Origin of the sequence: Rahnella sp. NRRL B-41462 (assembly GCF_003263525.1) — a bacterium.
Lineage (GTDB): Bacteria > Pseudomonadota > Gammaproteobacteria > Enterobacterales > Enterobacteriaceae > Rahnella > Rahnella aceris.
Genome location: NZ_JYDF01000075.1, coordinates 1 through 18,038, shown reverse-complemented (window position 1 = coordinate 18,038; position 18,038 = coordinate 1). Strand labels below are relative to the sequence as shown.

General features: G+C 50.3%; 14 protein-coding genes. 9 read left to right on the top strand and 5 right to left on the bottom strand.

The genetic code is table 11. From position 1 onward, the window contains the following. Window positions 1–134: 134 nt before the first annotated feature. The 5 genes from lon to bolA all read right to left on the bottom strand — a co-directional run bounded on the left by lon (window position 135) and on the right by bolA (window position 7,249). Entirely contained in the window at window positions 135–2,489 is a 2,355-nt protein-coding gene (lon, locus tag UC14_RS17720; protein ID WP_013576638.1) for an endopeptidase La, read from the bottom strand. A gap of 191 nt (window positions 2,490–2,680) precedes the next feature. Further along, window positions 2,681–3,955 carry an ATP-dependent protease ATP-binding subunit ClpX gene (gene clpX / locus UC14_RS17715; RefSeq protein ID WP_013576639.1) on the bottom strand — a complete coding sequence of 425 codons (1,275 nt, stop codon included), beginning with the start codon at window positions 3,953–3,955 and terminating at the stop codon, window positions 2,681–2,683. 205 nt (window positions 3,956–4,160) lie between these two features. Continuing rightward, entirely contained in the window at window positions 4,161–4,784 is a 624-nt protein-coding gene (clpP, locus tag UC14_RS17710) for an ATP-dependent Clp endopeptidase proteolytic subunit ClpP (RefSeq protein WP_013576640.1), read from the bottom strand. A gap of 413 nt (window positions 4,785–5,197) precedes the next feature. Further along, window positions 5,198–6,502, bottom strand: a complete 1,305-nt coding sequence (gene tig, locus UC14_RS17705; RefSeq protein ID WP_013576641.1) for a trigger factor — start codon at window positions 6,500–6,502, stop codon at window positions 5,198–5,200. Between the two features lie 432 nt (window positions 6,503–6,934). Further along, on the bottom strand, window positions 6,935–7,249 hold the full coding sequence (bolA, locus tag UC14_RS17695; protein WP_013576642.1) for a transcriptional regulator BolA: 315 nt from the start codon (window positions 7,247–7,249) through the stop codon (window positions 6,935–6,937). Window positions 7,250–7,578: 329 nt separating this feature from the next. Here bolA and UC14_RS17690 point away from each other — a divergent pair, with 329 nt between their 5' ends. The 9 genes from UC14_RS17690 to UC14_RS17650 all read left to right on the top strand — a co-directional run bounded on the left by UC14_RS17690 (window position 7,579) and on the right by UC14_RS17650 (window position 18,016). After that, on the top strand, window positions 7,579–8,157 hold the full coding sequence (locus UC14_RS17690; RefSeq protein ID WP_013576643.1) for a lipoprotein: 579 nt from the start codon (window positions 7,579–7,581) through the stop codon (window positions 8,155–8,157). A 148-nt stretch (window positions 8,158–8,305) separates the two neighbouring features. Continuing rightward, window positions 8,306–9,784: a muropeptide MFS transporter AmpG gene (gene ampG, locus UC14_RS17685; protein ID WP_013576644.1), complete on the top strand. Its 1,479-nt coding sequence runs from the start codon at window positions 8,306–8,308 to the stop codon at window positions 9,782–9,784. 433 nt (window positions 9,785–10,217) lie between these two features. Then, window positions 10,218–11,177, top strand: coding sequence for a cytochrome o ubiquinol oxidase subunit II (gene cyoA, locus UC14_RS17680; protein ID WP_013576645.1), 960 nt, complete (start codon window positions 10,218–10,220; stop codon window positions 11,175–11,177). A gap of 3 nt (window positions 11,178–11,180) precedes the next feature. Then, window positions 11,181–13,172 carry a cytochrome o ubiquinol oxidase subunit I gene (gene cyoB / locus UC14_RS17675; protein ID WP_013576646.1) on the top strand — a complete coding sequence of 664 codons (1,992 nt, stop codon included), beginning with the start codon at window positions 11,181–11,183 and terminating at the stop codon, window positions 13,170–13,172. Further along, window positions 13,162–13,776, top strand: coding sequence for a cytochrome o ubiquinol oxidase subunit III (locus UC14_RS17670; RefSeq protein WP_013576647.1), 615 nt, complete (start codon window positions 13,162–13,164; stop codon window positions 13,774–13,776). Before cyoB ends, UC14_RS17670 begins: the two co-directional genes overlap by 11 nt. After that, window positions 13,776–14,108 carry a cytochrome o ubiquinol oxidase subunit IV gene (locus tag UC14_RS17665; protein ID WP_013576648.1) on the top strand — a complete coding sequence of 111 codons (333 nt, stop codon included), beginning with the start codon at window positions 13,776–13,778 and terminating at the stop codon, window positions 14,106–14,108. The genes UC14_RS17670 and UC14_RS17665 overlap by 1 nt, the downstream gene beginning before the upstream one ends. Before the next feature lie 18 nt (window positions 14,109–14,126). Next, on the top strand, window positions 14,127–15,011 hold the full coding sequence (gene cyoE / locus UC14_RS17660) for a heme o synthase (RefSeq protein ID WP_013576649.1): 885 nt from the start codon (window positions 14,127–14,129) through the stop codon (window positions 15,009–15,011). Window positions 15,012–15,183: 172 nt separating this feature from the next. Beyond that, window positions 15,184–16,548, top strand: a complete 1,365-nt coding sequence (locus UC14_RS17655; RefSeq protein ID WP_013576650.1) for an MFS transporter — start codon at window positions 15,184–15,186, stop codon at window positions 16,546–16,548. 169 nt (window positions 16,549–16,717) lie between these two features. Further along, window positions 16,718–18,016 carry a Gfo/Idh/MocA family protein gene (locus tag UC14_RS17650; RefSeq protein WP_112198134.1) on the top strand — a complete coding sequence of 433 codons (1,299 nt, stop codon included), beginning with the start codon at window positions 16,718–16,720 and terminating at the stop codon, window positions 18,014–18,016. The last annotated feature ends 22 nt before the right edge of the window (window positions 18,017–18,038 follow it).

The following is an 18,038-nucleotide window of genomic DNA, read 5'->3' as shown; positions in this document are numbered from 1 at the left end:
TCAGAGTGATGCAAGCGACTGAAAGCAGCCTGAAACCCTTTGACCGTTCACTAAGTTAACGGCACAAAAAAAAGCTGGCAAGTGAGATTTCACCTGCCAGCCTGAGTTTTATTCAACTGTGTAAGCTGAGGTCACTATTTTGCTGCCACCGGCAATGCACCGTAAGCCGGATTTTGCAGTGCGATGTTGAGAACATCATCAATGCGTTTTACCGGATGGATCTCAAGATCTGCCAGCACGTTCGCCGGAATTTCTTCCAGATCACGTTTGTTGTCGTCCGGGATCAGAACCACTTTGATGCCACCACGATGGGCCGCCAGCAGCTTTTCTTTCAGACCACCGATTGGCAGAACCAGACCACGCAGTGTGATCTCACCGGTCATCGCAACATCCGCACGAACCGGATTACCCGTCAGACAAGACACCAGCGCGGTACACATGGCAATACCGGCACTCGGACCATCTTTCGGCGTTGCCCCTTCGGGTACGTGAACGTGAATATCACGTTTTTCGTAGAAGTCAGGGTTGATACCCAGTTTGTCTGCGCGTGAACGGACAACCGTCAGTGCAGCCTGAATGGATTCCTGCATGACTTCCCCGAGAGAACCGGTGTAAGTCAGCTTACCTTTGCCCGGTACGCAGGCCGTTTCGATGGTCAGCAATTCACCGCCCACTTCGGTCCACGCCAGACCAGTAACCTGGCCTACCCGGTTTTCGGTATCAGCACGGCCATAATCGACCTTCTGTACACCGAGGAAATCTTTCAGGTTGTCGCCGTTAATTTCAATGTGCTTGATGTCTTTATCCATCAGCAATTGCTTAACCGCTTTACGGCACAGTTTCGACAACTCACGTTCCAGACTACGTACACCCGCTTCACGGGTATAGAAACGGATGATGCCAGTTATTGCGCTGTCATCCACAGTCAGTTCGTTCTTCTTAAGCGCATTACGTTCAAGCTGTTTCGGCAACAGGTGCTGTTTGGCGATGTTCAGTTTTTCGTCTTCGGTATAACCGGAAAGACGGATCACTTCCATACGGTCCAGCAGCGGAGCCGGGATGTTCATCGAGTTCGAGGTCGCCACAAACATCACATCTGACAGGTCGTAATCGACTTCCAGATAGTGATCGTTGAACGCCACGTTCTGTTCCGGATCCAATACTTCCAGCAAGGCAGAAGCCGGATCGCCACGCATATCCGATGACATCTTGTCGATTTCATCAAGCAGGAACAGCGGGTTTTTAACCCCCACTTTCGCCATTTTCTGGATCAGTTTGCCCGGCATGGAACCGATATAGGTACGACGGTGACCACGGATTTCCGCTTCATCACGTACGCCACCCAGCGCCATACGAACATACTGACGGCCAGTCGCGCGTGCGATTGACTGACCCAGTGAGGTTTTACCCACACCCGGAGGCCCGACCAGACACAGGATTGGGCCTTTGATTTTGCTGACGCGACTCTGCACGGCGAGGTATTCCAGAATGCGGTCTTTGACACGCTCCAGACCATAATGGTCAGTATCCAGAACTTCCTGTGCTTTGATCAGGTCCTTTTTCACTTTGCTGCGGGCATTCCATGGCACCTGAAGCATCCAGTCGATATATCCACGGACAACCGTAGCTTCGGCGGACATCGGCGACATCATTTTCAGTTTTTGCAGCTCAGCTTCGGTTTTCTCACGCGCATCTTTCGGCATTTTGGCCGCTTCGATTTTGCGTTTCAGCGCCTCGTGTTCGTCAGGCGTGTCATCCATTTCGCCCAGTTCTTTCTGAATCGCTTTCATTTGCTCATTCAGATAGTACTCGCGCTGGCTTTTCTCCATCTGTTTTTTGACACGATTGCGAATGCGTTTCTCAACCTGCAACAGGTCAATTTCCGATTCCATCATCGCCATCAAATATTCCAGACGCTCGGTGATATCAAACATTTCCAGTACAGATTGTTTGTCAGCGAGTTTCAGTGGCATATGTGCCGCGATGGTGTCAGCCAGACGTGCAGCATCTTCAATGCTGTTCAGCGAAGTCAGCACTTCCGGCGGGATCTTTTTGTTCAGCTTGATGTAGCCTTCAAACTGATTAATTGCAGTACGCACCAGAACTTCCTGCTCGCGTTCATCCACGGCCGGAGATTCCAGGTACTCCGCCTGGGCAGCAAAATGCTCGCCACTGTCAGAAAGTGTCGTAATACGCGCGCGTTGTAACCCTTCCACCAGCACTTTTACCGTGCCATCCGGGAGCTTCAGCATTTGTAATATTGAGGCAACCGTACCCACGGAGAAGAGATCATTAACGCCCGGCTCATCTGTTGAGGCTTCTTTCTGCGCCACCAGCATGATTTTTTTGTCGTGATCCATCGCAGCTTCGAGGCATCGAATCGATTTTTCCCTGCCAACAAACAACGGGATCACCATGTGCGGATAAACCACCACATCGCGCAGAGGCAATACGGGGATTTCTATGCGTTCAGAACGCTCAGGGTTCATAGAGCTCTCTCTTAGTTTAGCTTCCGCCAGGTTAAGGAAATCTCGTGAAACACGAGTCAGACGGGTTTCAGCAAGTCGTTAACTGAGTATATGGGGATGAATGTCCGACATTCAACGATAAGAATGTGCGAAAAAAAAATGGGGGACAAAATCCCCCATTTCGTGGCTAACTCTCTGGATAGATTGGCTAATTATTCGCCAGATGCTTGTTGTGCTTCCGGCTTGCCATAAATCATCAGAGGCTCTGACTGACCCGCAATCACGGATTCATCAATAACCACTTTCTCGACATCTTCGAGAGACGGCAGATCATACATGGTATCCAGCAATGCCGCTTCCACAATGGAACGCAGGCCACGCGCACCGGTTTTACGGATCATGGCTTTTTTGGCAATGGCCGTCAGCGCTTCATCCCGGAATTCCAGTTCAACGCCTTCGAGATTAAACAATGCCTGATATTGCTTAGTCAGGGCATTTTTCGGCTCTTTCAGGATTTGAATCAGGGCTTCTTCATTGAGCTCACTCAGAGTCGCCACCACTGGCAGACGACCTATGAACTCAGGGATCAGACCAAATTTAATCAAATCTTCGGGTTCAGCCTGAGCCAGTAACTGACCTTCAGTCGCTTTCTGCTCTTTGCCTTTCACTTCAGCGCCGAAACCGATACCGGTATTCGTATTGATACGCTGTCCAATCACTTTATCCAGGCCGGCAAAAGCACCGCCACAGATAAACAGGATTTTCGAAGTATCAACCTGCAAGAATTCCTGCTGCGGATGCTTACGTCCGCCTTGCGGTGGAACAGCAGCCACGGTGCCTTCAATAAGTTTCAGCAGTGCCTGCTGTACACCTTCACCGGACACATCACGCGTGATCGATGGGTTGTCAGACTTGCGGGAAATCTTGTCAATTTCATCAATGTAAACAATGCCACGTTGCGCTTTCTGTACGTCGTAGTCACATTTCTGCAGCAGTTTCTGAATGATATTTTCGACGTCCTCACCCACATAACCGGCCTCGGTCAGCGTGGTGGCATCGGCCATGGTAAATGGCACATCCAGGAAACGCGCCAGGGTTTCAGCCAGCAGCGTTTTGCCGCTACCGGTCGGCCCGATCAGCAGGATGTTACTCTTGCCTAATTCTATACCGTTGCTGGTATCGCCATTACGCAGGCGCTTATAGTGGTTGTAGACCGCCACTGCCAGCACTTTTTTTGCAGGTTCCTGGCCGATAACATAATCGTCAAGGTGCTGACGGATTTCATGCGGCGTCGGTAATGCACTGCGTTCACGGTGTGGCGCGACTTCTTTGATCTCTTCGCGAATAATGTCATTACATAAATCGACACATTCATCGCAGATATACACTGACGGCCCGGCAATCAGCTTACGAACTTCATGCTGGCTTTTGCCGCAAAAAGAGCAGTACAGCAGCTTTCCTGAACCGTCTTTGCGCTTATCTGTCATCAGTAAACCTCTTCTCTGGTATCAGTCCCGCAGCGTAACAATAACACCACGACACGACTATATTACACAACAGCCGCATGATTGGCTGATGTCTGTTCATTCCTGTTATGACTCATTGCTTGCAGGACTTCAGTAACTCAAGTCCTGCCTTTGAGACGTCCGTATGAGTATAACTATAGACCATCAGCCCGGCAGAAATAAGCCGTCAGGCGCGATGGGTAAATACGGAGTCTACTAACCCGTACTGTACAGCCTCATCAGCGGACAGGAAACGGTCACGCTCAGTGTCACGCTCTATTTCTTCAAGAGATTTGCCCGTATGTTTCGCCATCAGCTCATTCATACGAGATTTCACTTTCAGAATTTCTTTAGCGTGGATCTCAATATCCGTCGCCTGGCCCTGGAAACCGCCCAGTGGCTGGTGGATCATCACACGGGAATTTGGCAGGCAGAAGCGTTTGCCTTCGGCACCGGCTGTTAACAGGAATGCGCCCATTGAACAGGCTTGTCCCATACAAATCGTGCTGACATCCGGTTTGATGAACTGCATGGTGTCATAAATCGACATACCGGCAGTGATCACGCCGCCCGGTGAGTTGATATACAAATAAATGTCTTTTTCCGGACTTTCTGCTTCCAGGAACAGCATCTGGGCAACAATCAGGTTAGCCATATGGTCTTCAACCTGACCGGTCAGGAAGATGATACGTTCCTTAAGCAGACGGGAGAAAATATCGTATGAACGCTCGCCCCGTGAAGTTTGCTCAACCACCATGGGTACCAACGCCATGTTTGGTGCAAATTGCTCTCTTTCACCACTGTATGACATAACCGTCTCCTAATAGATTCTGTTTGGCGCTATTTAAAATCGATTCTACTTGAGATAGGCACACATGACTATGCTCAAGCGGCCAAGTCGCCATTTACACGCCTGACGGTGTTTATCAGTCAGATTTTAACTACAAATTTACCTGGGTTAGCTCTTATCAATTGGGGGAATTGCCCCCTTTTTCAAGCCTGCAGTGATATTTCTTTTTTGGCGTGCCCCCTGAGCCAGTAAAAAGCCATCCTGAGGGTGTCAGTCAACAGTTTCTACGTGGGCTGTGCTTTATATTGATAAATATAGTGCAAAAACAACAGCCAAAACAAAAATACCTGATTTTCAGGAAATAAAAAGCCCGCAGTAAAAACCGCGGGCTTTGGAAGCAAACCTGTAAACAGGTTCAGCAACGTGCATTACAATTATGCAGGTTGAGTCTGGTTCATCAGTTCAGTAAAGGTAGTGGCTTTTTCAGTCACTTTCGCTTTAGACAACAGAGTTTCGACCGCTTGTTCTTCCAGTGCGACGTTACGCATGTTGTTCATCAGCTCTTTGTTTTTGCTGTAGAACTCAACAACTTCCTGTGGATCTTCGTACGCAGAAGCCATTTCTTCGATCAGTGCTTTAACGCGATCTTCATCAGCTTTCAGTTCGTGCTGGCTGATGACCTCGCCCAGCAACAAACCAACAACGACGCGACGTTTAGCTTGCTCTTCAAACAATTCGCGTGGCAGTTCCAGCGCTTGTTTTTCGTTGCCGCCAAAACGTTGTGCAGCCTGACGACGCAGAACATCCACTTCGCCGTCGATCAGTGCAGATGGCACGTCGATTTCGTTAGCGCTGACCAGACCGTCGATTGCCTGAGTTTTGATGCGGTTACGAACAGCACCTTTCAGCTCGCGTTCCATGTTTTTACGCACTTCAGCACGCAGACCTTCAACAGAACCATCAGCCACGCCGAAACGTTTGATGAATTCAGGGGTCAGTTCTGGCAACTCACGCTCTTCTACTTTCTTCAAAGTAATCGCGAACTTAGCCGCTTTACCTTTCAGGTTTTCAGCATGGTAATCTTCCGGGAAGTTCACGTCGATGGTGAATTCTTCACCGGCTTTGTGACCCACCAGACCGTCTTCGAAGCCTGGGATCATGCGGCCCTGGCCCATAGCCAGTACGAAATCAGAAGCTTTGCCGCCTTCGAATTCTTCACCGTCGATGGAACCGGAGAAATCTACAGTCACGCGGTCTTCAGCAGTGGCCGCAGCATCAGTTTCTTTCCAGTCCGCTTGTTGCTTACGCAGAGTTTCCAGCATGGTATCAACATCAGCGTCGTTAACTTCAACAACCGGTTTTTCAACCTCGATGTTTTCCAGATCTTTCAGCTCAACTTCCGGGTACACTTCAAATTCTACGGAGAAGTTAAAGTCTTCACCCTGCTTGTACTCACCCGGGATGTAGTTAGGTGCGCCAGCTGGATTGATTTTTTCTTTGATGATCGCATCAACGAAATTGCGTTGCATCAGATCACCCAGTACGTCCTGACGTACTGACGCGCCGTAACGCTGTTCAATGATGTGGCTTGGTACTTTGCCTTTACGGAAGCCGTCAATACGTACTTTTTTAGAGACGTTGATCAGTTCACTGCTCACTGCTTTTTCAATGCTTTCAGCAGGAACAGTAATCGTTACGCGGCGCCCAAGGCCTTGAGTGGTTTCAACAGAAACTTGCATCTTGTTACCTCAAAAAAAAATCACAGTGCTCGGTCAACTCCAGAAGTCGTTCTCAAGATGAGCGCAAACTTACCTTGAAAACGACTTCTAAGAACCGGGACAGTTCTGTATCAGAACGTAGCCCTGTATTCGAGAGCGTCCGAAACCATTCCGGAAAAATTAGACGCGACATTATAGCGGCGCATACGCATTGAGTCGAGGACGGTCTCTGTTGCGCGGGAGGGAAACTCACACGGGACTCGATCCTTCGAAAAATGCGGTCATTCAGAGGCATAAACCTCGTGCCGTCAGTCCGTCAGAAGAAAAACAAAAACGGCCCGCAGGCCGTTTCTTGAAATTCGCATCTACTAATACCGCATCTGGCAAGGAAAGTTCCAGTGTTACCGCGTCAAATGCCGATATTTATGCCTTTTGTGAATCAGATCGCGACTGTCAGGCCATGGTGCCCGCGCCGCGACACGGCGGTGAAGCTGGCACCGTATCCTGTAAGCCTTCCCATTCTTTCAGGGTATACGTGTGCAAAGCCAGCGCATGCACGCTGCCTGCCAGCTCCTCCGTTAATCTCCCATAGATGGCACGATGACGCGCCAGGAAACGCTCCCCGATAAACTTATCCGACACCATGACCACTTTAAAATGGCTCTCGGAGCCTGCCGGGACATTATGACGATAGCTTTCGTCAGTCACTTCCAGAAACGCAGGTTCAAATGCTTCAACTAATTTTGCTTCTATTTGCTCACGAATCATAGCAATCTCCTTACACCGCATCAGCAGAGAACTGCGCCTGTCTGGTACACCTATCTCTTTATAATGATAGGCGGCTTTCCAGATTCTACGCACGCCAGAACAATAAATTTCTGCTGCAGATTGATAAAAATGGCGCTCAGTCTGTCAAAGAAACTGCCGCTTCGCTACGGATGGCGTCAGCAGCCCGCAGCTTTACTGCGACTTTGCTGAAAAAAAAACGCGAAAAACACGCTTTTCCGGATTGTTGGGACTTCCCCCGGCAAATGGCAATGTTATGATGTCGGCAAATTTTTGAGCACTATTCCCTTATTAATATTGAGAAAATACACATGCTAAAGAAAATTATTTTCCCTGTTCTGGCACTGTTCATGCTGGCCGGTTGCGCCACCAGCACTAACACCCTGGACGTTTCACCGAAAATTGTTCTGCCTTCACAAGATCCAACGCTTCAGGGCATCACTATCAGCATCAACGGTGCTGACCAGCGTCAGGATCAGGCACTGGCAAAAGTGAACCGCGATGGGCAGTTGATTTCCCTGACACCGTCACGCGATCTGCGTTTCCTGTTGCAGGAATCACTGGAGAAACAAATGACCGCCAGAGGTTACATGGTCGGGGCTGACGGCGCGGTTGATTTGCAAATTGTAGTGAACAACCTGTATGCAGATGTTCAGGAAGGTAACCTGCGTTATAACATCACCACTAAAGCCGACATCTCCATCATCGCGACGGCGAAGAACGGCAGCAAGCAGGTGAAAAACTACCGCTCGACATATAACGTTCAGGGCGCACTGTCTGCGACTAACGCAAAAATTACCAACGCAGTTAACACCACACTGGGCGATGTCATCAGTGACATGGCGTCAGACACCAGCATCAGTGACTTCATCAAAGCGAATGCCCGTTAAGTTCAGCTGAAGTTTGCGTGATGAATTCTGCCCGGCTCGTCCGGGCAGAATGCTTTTTAAGGCCAGTGATTATCTTTCCTGAAATGCATCCCTTCCTTTATTATGCGTATGCGCCACTCTCTCAACGGTTCGCAGGAACACAATTTTCATGATCAGTCAGTACTTTAAAATTTTCACGCAACGCAATACGGTCATTTTACTGCTTCTGGGCTTCGCTTCCGGTTTACCCCTGGCGCTGACGTCCGGCACGTTGCAGGCGTGGATGACGGTCGAAAATGTTGACCTGAAAACCATCGGTATTTTTTCGCTGGTAGGTCAGGCCTACGTGTTCAAGTTCTTATGGTCACCGATGATGGACCGTTACACGCCTTCTTTTCTCGGGCGCAGACGCGGATGGCTGATCCTGACGCAGTTGTTGCTGGTCGTGGCGATTTTCGCGATGGGTTTTATGGACCCTTCAAAAGATTTATTCTGGCTCGCCGCGCTGGCCGTACTGATTGCATTCGCCTCGGCGTCGCAGGACATCGTTTTTGACGCGTATAAAACCGATTTACTGCCACCGGAAGAACGCGGAAATGGTGCCGCCGTGTCAGTTCTGGGTTACCGCCTGGCAATGCTGGTCTCCGGCGGGCTGGCATTATGGCTGGCTGATCGGTATCTCGGCTGGCAGCATATGTACTGGCTGATGGCAGGTATGATGCTCATCGGCGTTCTCGCCACCCTGTTGTCGCCGGAGCCTGAAAACACCCAACCAGCTCCGCGTACCATGGAGATGGCCGTCGTCGCACCGCTGAAAGACTTTTTTGGCCGCAACAATGCCTGGCTGATTTTGCTGCTCATCGTGATGTACAAGATGGGCGATGCGTTTGCAGGAAGCCTGAGTACAACATTTTTGATCCGTGGCGTCGGTTTTGATGCGGGGGAGGTCGGGCTGGTAAATAAAACGCTCGGGCTGATGGCAACCATCATCGGTGCATTGTTTGGCGGAATGTTAATGCAGCGTCTGAGCTTGTTCCGCGCCCTGATGTTATTCGGGATTTTGCAGGCTGTTTCTAATGCCGGTTACTGGATCCTCGCCATCACCGATAAAGATTTAACCACTATGGGCGCGGCGATTTTCTTTGAAAACCTGTGTGGCGGTATGGGGACGGCAGCGTTCGTGGCACTCCTGATGACGCTGTGTAATCGCTCATTCTCTGCCACCCAGTTTGCGCTGCTTTCAGCATTGTCTGCCGTGGGCCGCGTGTATGTCGGGCCGATTGCCGGATGGTTCGTTGAAGCTTATGGCTGGCCGTGGTTTTATCTTTTCTCGATTGTAGCAGCGCTGCCCGGTTTACTGCTGCTGGCAGTTTGCCGGCAGACCCTCGAATACACCCAAAATACAGACAGTTTCCTGCCGCGCATTCACTTTGCCGCCCCGTATCGCTGGGCATTACGTTGCATGCTGACGGGAAGCTTGTTATTGATACTCTGGCTGATCACGCTGATTGTCGACAGTATGGGCTGGGCATCCTGGCAAAGGCTGGCGACAACCTTGTTAGAAACGGGAGCAGTTATTTGCCTGACTGGCGTTATTTTAGGCAGTCTGCTCGATTTTTTATCTCTGCGCCGTACTGCACGTTCCTGATTTACCGCCATTCATTCGAAATGAATGGCGCGTTTCATTTAACAAATGATCTATAAATAGGACGCAATAAATTAAATTCAGAAAAAATAATATTTTCCGGGATAGTTTTTCTTTCGGGCTTTTCATGCATTTTATTTCACCTGCTTTATACATTAATTTAACATTAATTAAACGTATCGATGAGATATCGCACGACAATTATAATGTCAAAATCTGTCACCCCTTGTTTTTCATCACTATAGAAAAAAATCCATACGCAACATATTGTTGCCCACTGTAAATTGTCACGATCCGTGACATGTGTGACTGCGTTAACATAAAGTGTCAACAGCGCTTTGACACTTGTTTAAGCGTGTTTACAGTCCTGCAACCTTCCCGTAAAATGCCCGCACACCTGAAGCGACAATAGAGCCCTAGTTATTGAGGTCGTTAGATGAGACTTAAGAAATACAATAAAAGTATTGGGATGTTGTCCTTATTTGCCTCCGCGGTAATGTTGAGCGGTTGCAATACGGCATTGATGGATCCCAAGGGAGCAATTGGACTTGAGCAGAGAACGCTGATTTTAACCGCTATCGGTTTAATGCTGATCGTTGTTATACCAGTTATTATCATGGCGTTTGCCTTTGCCTGGAAGTATCGCGCTTCCAATACAAAAGCAAAATACAGTCCTGATTGGTCCCACTCCAACAAAATTGAAGCCGTCGTCTGGACAGTTCCAATTATTATCATTGCCATCCTGGCAACGATTACCTGGAAAACCACCCACTCGCTTGATCCGTTCAAGCCAATCGTGACTGACCAAAAACCGATGACGGTTGAAGTCGTTTCTCTGGACTGGAAATGGTTGTTCATTTATCCAGAACAAGGCATCGCGACCGTTAACGAACTGGTTATTCCTAAAGATGTGCCTGTTCAGTTCAAAGTCACTTCAGACTCTGTCATGAACTCGTTCTTCATCCCTCAGTTAGGCGGGCAGATTTATGCGATGGCCGGTATGCAAACTCAGCTGCATTTGATTGCAAATGAAGCGGGTACGTATAAAGGCATTTCAGCAAGCTTCAGCGGCCGCGGCTTCTCAGGTATGAAGTTCAACACAATTGCGACTCCAACCCGTGCCGATTTCGACACCTGGGTAGCAAAAGTGAAAAGTGCACCGAACCAGCTGGCTACCACTGATGACTTCAACAAACTGGCTGCACAGAGCATCGACAACCCGGTCGAATACTTCTCTGTTGCAAAACCTGGTTTGTTTAAAGAAATCATTGGCAAATACTCCATGCATGACATGAAGGCAGCGCCAGAAGGTCACACCATGCCAATGCCGGCAGGCGCTGACATGAAAGGCATGGATATGGGTGGACAGTCTCACGCAGCCGGAGCCGAGGAATAAACGATGTTCGGAAAATTAACGCTTGATTCGGTTCCGTATCATGAACCGATTATCATGGTCACAGTTGCCGCGATTATTATCGGTGGCCTGGCAGTAGTTGCCGGCATCACCTATTTCGGTAAGTGGAAATATCTGTGGACCGAGTGGCTGACCTCCGTCGACCACAAAAAATTAGGTATCATGTATATCATTCTGGCCTTCGTCATGCTTCTGCGTGGCTTTGCCGATGCCATCATGATGCGTAGCCAGCAGGTGCTTGCCTCTGCGGGCGAGCCGGGCTTCCTTCCTCCTCATCACTACGACCAAATCTTTACCGCGCACGGCGTGATCATGATCTTCTTCATGGCGATGCCTTTCGTAATCGGTCTGATGAACGTGGTTGTTCCTTTGCAAATCGGTGCGCGCGACGTTGCGTTCCCGTTCCTGAACAACGTGAGCTTCTGGTTTACCGCCGCGGCTGTTGTGCTGATCAACATCTCTTTGGGTGTGGGTGAGTTCGCACAGACCGGCTGGTTAGCTTATCCGCCACTGTCAGGTAAGGAATACAGTCCGGGGGTCGGGGTAGATTACTGGATCTGGAGTCTCCAGATATCCGGGGTCGGGACCTTGCTGACCGGTGTTAACTTCTTTGCGACCATCCTGAAGATGCGCGCACCCGGTATGCCGCTGATGAAAATGCCGGTATTTACCTGGGCCGCACTGTGCACCAACGTGTTGATTATCGTGTCCTTCCCGATTCTGACCGTGACTGTTGCACTGCTGACTTTAGACCGTTATCTGGGCACCCATTTCTTCACGAATGATATGGGCGGCAACATGATGATGTACATCAACCTGATTTGGGCCTGGGGCCATCCGGAAGTGTACATTTTGGTTCTGCCAGTATTCGGTGTGTTCTCAGAAGTTACCGCAACCTTCTCCAAAAAACGTCTGTTCGGTTACACCTCGCTGGTATGGGCAACCATCGCCATCACGGTGCTGTCGTTCATCGTTTGGTTGCACCACTTCTTCACCATGGGTTCTGGCGCCAACGTCAATGCCTTCTTCGGCATCATGACGATGATCATTTCTATCCCGACCGGGGTAAAAATCTTCAACTGGCTGTTCACCATGTATCAGGGCCGTATCACGCTCAACGCAGCGATGCTGTGGACTGTTGGCTTCATCATCACCTTCTCTGTGGGTGGTATGACCGGTGTTCTGCTGGCGGTTCCGGGTGCTGACTTCGTGCTGCACAACAGCCTGTTCCTGATTGCCCACTTCCATAACGTTATTATCGGTGGTGTGGTCTTCGGTTGCTTCGCAGGTCTGACTTACTGGTTCCCTAAATCCTTCGGCTTCACGCTGAACGAAAAATGGGGTGTGCGTTCATTCTGGTTCTGGATCATCGGCTTCTTCGTTGCGTTCATGCCACTGTACGTCCTGGGCTTCATGGGCATGACCCGTCGTGTCAGCCAGAACATCGATCCTGAGTTCCACCCGCTGCTGGTTGTTGCAGCGTGCGGTGCTGCACTGATTGCCTGCGGTATCCTCTGCCAGCTGATCATGATCTTCGTTTCCGTTCGCGACCGCGACCAGAACCGTGATCTGACCGGTGACCCATGGGGCGCACGTACTCTGGAGTGGTCAACCTCTTCTCCTCCTCCGTTCTACAACTTCGCTATCGTGCCGCAAATTCACGACCGTGATGAGTTCTGGGACATGAAAGAGAAAGGCACCGCTTACAAGCAGCCTGCTAAATATGAACCGATTCATATGCCACGTAACAGCGGCGCCGGTTTCATCATCGCTATGCTGAGTCTGGTTTGTGGTTTCGCGTTAATCTGGGATATCTGGTGGCTGGCCGCGGTGAGCTTCATTGCACTGGCTGCGACCTGGATTGCGAAAAGCTTCGACGAAGATGTTGATTACTACGTGCCAGTTGAAGAAGTGGAACGTATTGAAAACCAACATTATGAACAAATCCGTAAAGCAGGTGTGAAACATGGCAACTGATACTCTGACTCACCACGATGAGGCCCATGCTGAGCATGGGCACCACGATGCAGGTGCAACCAAAGTCTTCGGCTTCTGGATCTACCTGATGAGTGACTGCATATTGTTTGCGAGCCTGTTCGCAACTTATGCAGTACTGGTAAACGGGACCGCTGGCGGTCCCTCTGGTAAAGACATTTTTGAACTGCCGTTCGTACTGGTAGAAACCTTCTGCCTGTTGTTCAGTAGTATCACTTACGGCTTTGCGATGCTGGGCATGAACAAAGGTAACAAAGCAGCGGTTAACGGCTGGTTGTTCCTGACTTTCCTGTTCGGTTTAGGCTTCATCGGGATGGAACTCTATGAATTCCATCACCTGATTGCTGAAGGCTATGGTCCGCAGCGCAGTGGTTTCCTGTCTGGCTTCTTTGCGCTGGTCGCCACCCACGGTCTGCACGTGACCTGTGGTCTGATTTGGATCCTGACCATGATGGTTCAGGTTTCACGTCGCGGTCTGACTGAAGTCAACAAAACCCGTCTGATGTGTCTGAGCCTGTTCTGGCACTTCCTGGACGTGGTGTGGATCTGCGTGTTTACCGTTGTTTATCTGATGGGAGCAATGTAATGAGTCATTCTGCTACTTCCCATGGTGGCGCAAGCCACGGCAGCCTGAAGTCATACGCTATTGGCTTCATCTTGTCGGTTATCCTGACGGTGATCCCGTTTGCCATGGTCATGACCGACACGGCGTCACATTCACTGATTCTGGGTACTGTGGTTGCTTCCGCGATCATCCAGATCGTTGTCCATCTGGTGTTCTTCCTGCACATGAATACGTCGTCGGAAGAGCGCTGGAACCTGGTGGCACTTCTGTTCACCGCTGTGATTATCTTTATCGTCGTTGTGGGCTCATTGTGGATTATGTATAACCTCAACCTCAATATGATGGTCAGTTAAAGAGCCGAGCTGCACGTGATGATTAAGCAATACCTGCAAGTAACGAAACCAGGAATTATTTTCGGCAACTTAATTTCTGTCATCGGGGGATTTCTCCTTGCTGCCAAAGGCAGCATCGACTTCCCACTCTTTCTCGCCACACTGGTGGGTGTTTCGCTGGTTGTCGCATCGGGTTGTGTCTTTAACAACTTTATCGACCGCGACATCGACCGGATCATGGAAAGAACGAAGAACCGGGTCCTGGTGAAAGGGCTTATTCCGCCGAAAACAAGCCTGGTTTACGCGACCATTCTGGGTATTGCGGGCTTTGCGTTGTTGTATATCGGAGCAAATCCGCTGGCCATGTGGCTGGCAGTGATGGGCTTTGTGGTTTATGTCGGCGTTTACAGCCTGTACATGAAACGCAACTCGGTATACGGCACGTTGATCGGCAGCTTGTCTGGCGCAGCGCCACCGGTTATCGGTTACTGTGCTGTTTCTGGCCAGTTTGATACCGGTGCCCTGATCCTGCTTCTGATTTTCAGCCTGTGGCAGATGCCGCATTCGTACGCGATTGCCATCTTCCGCTTCAAAGATTATCAGGCAGCAGGTATCCCGGTTCTGCCAGTAGTGAAAGGCATCTCCGTCGCCAAGCATCATATTATCGTCTACATTCTGGCGTTTATGATTGCGACGCTGATGCTGACCCTGAGCGGTTATGCAGGTTATAAATACCTGATTGTCGCCGCCGCTGTCAGTATCTGGTGGCTGGGCATGGCACTGAAGGGGTATAAAACGGAAAATGACGTGGTGTGGGCGAGAAAACTGTTTGGTTTCTCCATCATCACCATCATGTCGCTGAGCTTCATGATGTCCGTGGATTTTAATTCTGCACCGACATCCTTGCTGACCTACGTTTGGTAACACGCACCTTCAGTGTAACCCGCTGAAATCACAGCTAAAGGCCAGTAGCAATACTGGCCTTTTCTTTTTCTCAGTCTGACAGGCAAACATCGTAATATCTGCTAAAGATCCATCGTTTTACCCAGGCCGGCTTAATCATTAAAATGTCGGATTGTTATTTTGAGGTAGTAATGTGAACGATAACCAGATGACCCCGCAGGAAAGTCGGGCTACATGGGGACTAGGGACAGTATTTTCTTTGCGCATGCTCGGCATGTTCATGGTTCTGCCGGTGCTGACCACCTACGGCATGAAATTATCCGGCGCCAGCGAAACACTGATCGGCATCGCCATCGGCATTTACGGCCTGGCACAGGCTGTTTTCCAGATCCCATTCGGACTGCTTTCTGACCGCGTTGGCCGCAAGCCACTGATCGTCTTTGGTCTGGTCATCTTCTGCATCGGCAGCATTGTGGCTGCTTCCACCGAATCTATCTGGGGCGTGATCATTGGTCGTGCCCTGCAAGGCTCTGGCGCGATTGCTGCCGCCGTGATGGCCCTGCTGTCTGACCTGACCCGTGAGCAAAACCGCACCAAAGCGATGGCGTTTATCGGCATCAGTTTTGGTATTACCTTTGCGATTGCGATGGTGCTCGGCCCGATCATCACCCACGCCTGGGGTTTACACGCCCTGTTCTGGGCGATCGCAGTACTGACCGTTCTCGGCATCATCATTACCGTGGCCGTGGTGCCCTCCCCTGCTACGCACATTCTTAATCGCGAATCGAGCATGGTAAAAGGCAGCTTCGGCAAAGTGATGGGCAACGCCAAACTGCTGAAACTGAACTTCGGCATTCTGTGTCTTCACGTGTTACTGATGTCGAGCTTCGTGGTGTTGCCGCAAGTGATGGAACATGCGGGCTTCCCGCCGAGTGAACACTGGCGGGTGTATCTGATCACCATGCTGACGTCTTTCGTCGCTGTCATTCCGGTGATTGTCTACGCTGAGAAAAAGCGCCACATGAAACAGGTGTTCATGGGTTGCGTGGTTGTGTTGCTGCTGGCTGAAATCGTACTATGGGCAGCGGGGCTACATTTATGGGCGGTCATCGCCGGTATCCAACTGTTCTTCCTGGCCTTCAACGTGATGGAAGCGATTCTGCCTTCGCTTATCAGTAAAGAATCACCCGCGGGCTACAAAGGCACGGCGATGGGGCTTTATTCCACCAGCCAGTTCATCGGCGTGGCGATTGGCGGCAGCTTAGGCGGTTATGTTTACGGACACGTCGGGGCCGGTGCCGTATTCCTGGTTTGTGCGGCCATTGCCGTCGTCTGGTTGCTGGTCAGTTCTACCATGACCGAACCCCCGTATGTCAGCAGCCTGCGTATTACGCTGTCTGAACTGGCGGTGAAAGATTCCGCCCTGCAGGCACGGATCCTCGCACAACCGGGCGTGGCCGAAGCCGTTGTCGTTCCGGAAGAATTCAGCGCCTACGTAAAAGTCGACACCAAACAGACCAACCGTAAAGCGCTCGAACAACTGGTCAGCGCTGCCTGACGCCTTCTGACATAAGTAATCAGCTGTGTCTGGAAACTGGCACAGCGTTTCATTTTTATCCCCACTGCGTGACACCCTTCACTTAAAAAATTCCCTCAATCGTTATCCTCAAGAATTCCTTAACAAAATTTTGTCAGTGATGACGGCTCTCGGGCCTTTTGGGGATCTCATGAAAACATATGCTCTCGTTGGCACCGGCGGACGCTCAGGTTTATACATTGAAGCGATCACCGGTAAATACCGCCACAACGCAAAATTTGTGGCCTTCTGTGATACAAATCAGACGCGAATGGATTATGCGAACCGCCAGCTTGAGCAGAGCGGCATCGCACGGGTATCTACCTGGAAATCTGCTGATTTCAATACGATGCTCGACGAAACCAAACCGGATATCGTGATTGTCACCAGCATGGATCGCACACATGACGATTATATCGTCCGCGCCCTGCATGCCGGTTGTGACGTCATTACTGAAAAGCCGATGACCATTGATGAACAACGCGCGCTGCGTATTCTGGATGCCGTCGATGCAACTGGCTACCAGGTGCGTGTGGCGTTCAATTACCGCTACGCGCCACATCACAGCAAAATGCGTGAACTGCTGATGCAGGAAGCCATCGGTGAAGTGCTTTCGGTGCACTTTGAATGGCTGCTGAATACCGAACACGGGGCTGATTATTTTCGTCGCTGGCACCGTGAAAAACGCAATTCCGGCGGCCTGCTGGTGCATAAATCGACCCACCATTTTGACCTGATGAACTTCTGGCTCAACAGCACGCCGGAGAAAGTTTATGCGCAGGGCGACCTGCGTTTTTACGGTAAAGAGAATGCAGAAAAGCGTGGCGTGACAGAGTTTTATCCGCGTACACATGGCTATCCGCAGGCACAGAATGATCCGTTTGCACTGCATATGGGCGATAGCGCCCAGCTCAAAGCGCTGTATCTGGATGCGGAACATGAAGATAACTATTTCCGTGACCAGAGTGTCTTCAGTGACGGCATCAGCATTGAAGATACGTTGTCGGTGCTGGTGAAATATCAAAACAAAGTACAGCTAACCTATTCGCTCAATGCGTATCTGCCGTGGGAGGGTTTGAACGTGGTGTTCAACGGCACCAAAGGCCGCATTGAAATGAAAATCGTCGAGATGTCGTACGTCAACGCAGGCGGAAAACGCGAGAACGAAGGCAGCATTGAGAAAGCAGAAATTACTGTTTATCCGTTATTTGCCGAACCCTGGAAGGCGGAGTTCCAGATGGGAGAAGGCGGTCATGGCGGCGGTGATAATGCCATGCTGGAAGACCTGTTCGGCGAGCGCAAAGACGACCCGTTAAAACGCGCCGCCGATCACCGCGCCGGCGCGATGTCGATCCTGACAGGAATTGCCGGAAATCTCTCGATGCAGTACGACAAACCGATTTACTTTAAAGACTTCGAACTGGTGAAAAGGCTGCGCCAGCGGAAGTAATCGCCATAAAAATCTATGGTCA

Coding starts and splice junctions, on each gene's coding strand:
- lon (WP_013576638.1), bottom strand. CDS start 2,489: ATGAACCCTGAGCGTTCTGAACGCATAGAAATCCCCGTATTGCCTCTG.
- clpX (WP_013576639.1), bottom strand. CDS start 3,955: ATGACAGATAAGCGCAAAGACGGTTCAGGAAAGCTGCTGTACTGCTCT.
- clpP (WP_013576640.1), bottom strand. CDS start 4,784: ATGTCATACAGTGGTGAAAGAGAGCAATTTGCACCAAACATGGCGTTG.
- tig (WP_013576641.1), bottom strand. CDS start 6,502: ATGCAAGTTTCTGTTGAAACCACTCAAGGCCTTGGGCGCCGCGTAACG.
- bolA (WP_013576642.1), bottom strand. CDS start 7,249: ATGATTCGTGAGCAAATAGAAGCAAAATTAGTTGAAGCATTTGAACCT.
- UC14_RS17690 (WP_013576643.1), top strand. CDS start 7,579: ATGCTAAAGAAAATTATTTTCCCTGTTCTGGCACTGTTCATGCTGGCC.
- ampG (WP_013576644.1), top strand. CDS start 8,306: ATGATCAGTCAGTACTTTAAAATTTTCACGCAACGCAATACGGTCATT.
- cyoA (WP_013576645.1), top strand. CDS start 10,218: ATGAGACTTAAGAAATACAATAAAAGTATTGGGATGTTGTCCTTATTT.
- cyoB (WP_013576646.1), top strand. CDS start 11,181: ATGTTCGGAAAATTAACGCTTGATTCGGTTCCGTATCATGAACCGATT.
- UC14_RS17670 (WP_013576647.1), top strand. CDS start 13,162: ATGGCAACTGATACTCTGACTCACCACGATGAGGCCCATGCTGAGCAT.
- UC14_RS17665 (WP_013576648.1), top strand. CDS start 13,776: ATGAGTCATTCTGCTACTTCCCATGGTGGCGCAAGCCACGGCAGCCTG.
- cyoE (WP_013576649.1), top strand. CDS start 14,127: ATGATTAAGCAATACCTGCAAGTAACGAAACCAGGAATTATTTTCGGC.
- UC14_RS17650 (WP_112198134.1), top strand. CDS start 16,718: ATGAAAACATATGCTCTCGTTGGCACCGGCGGACGCTCAGGTTTATAC.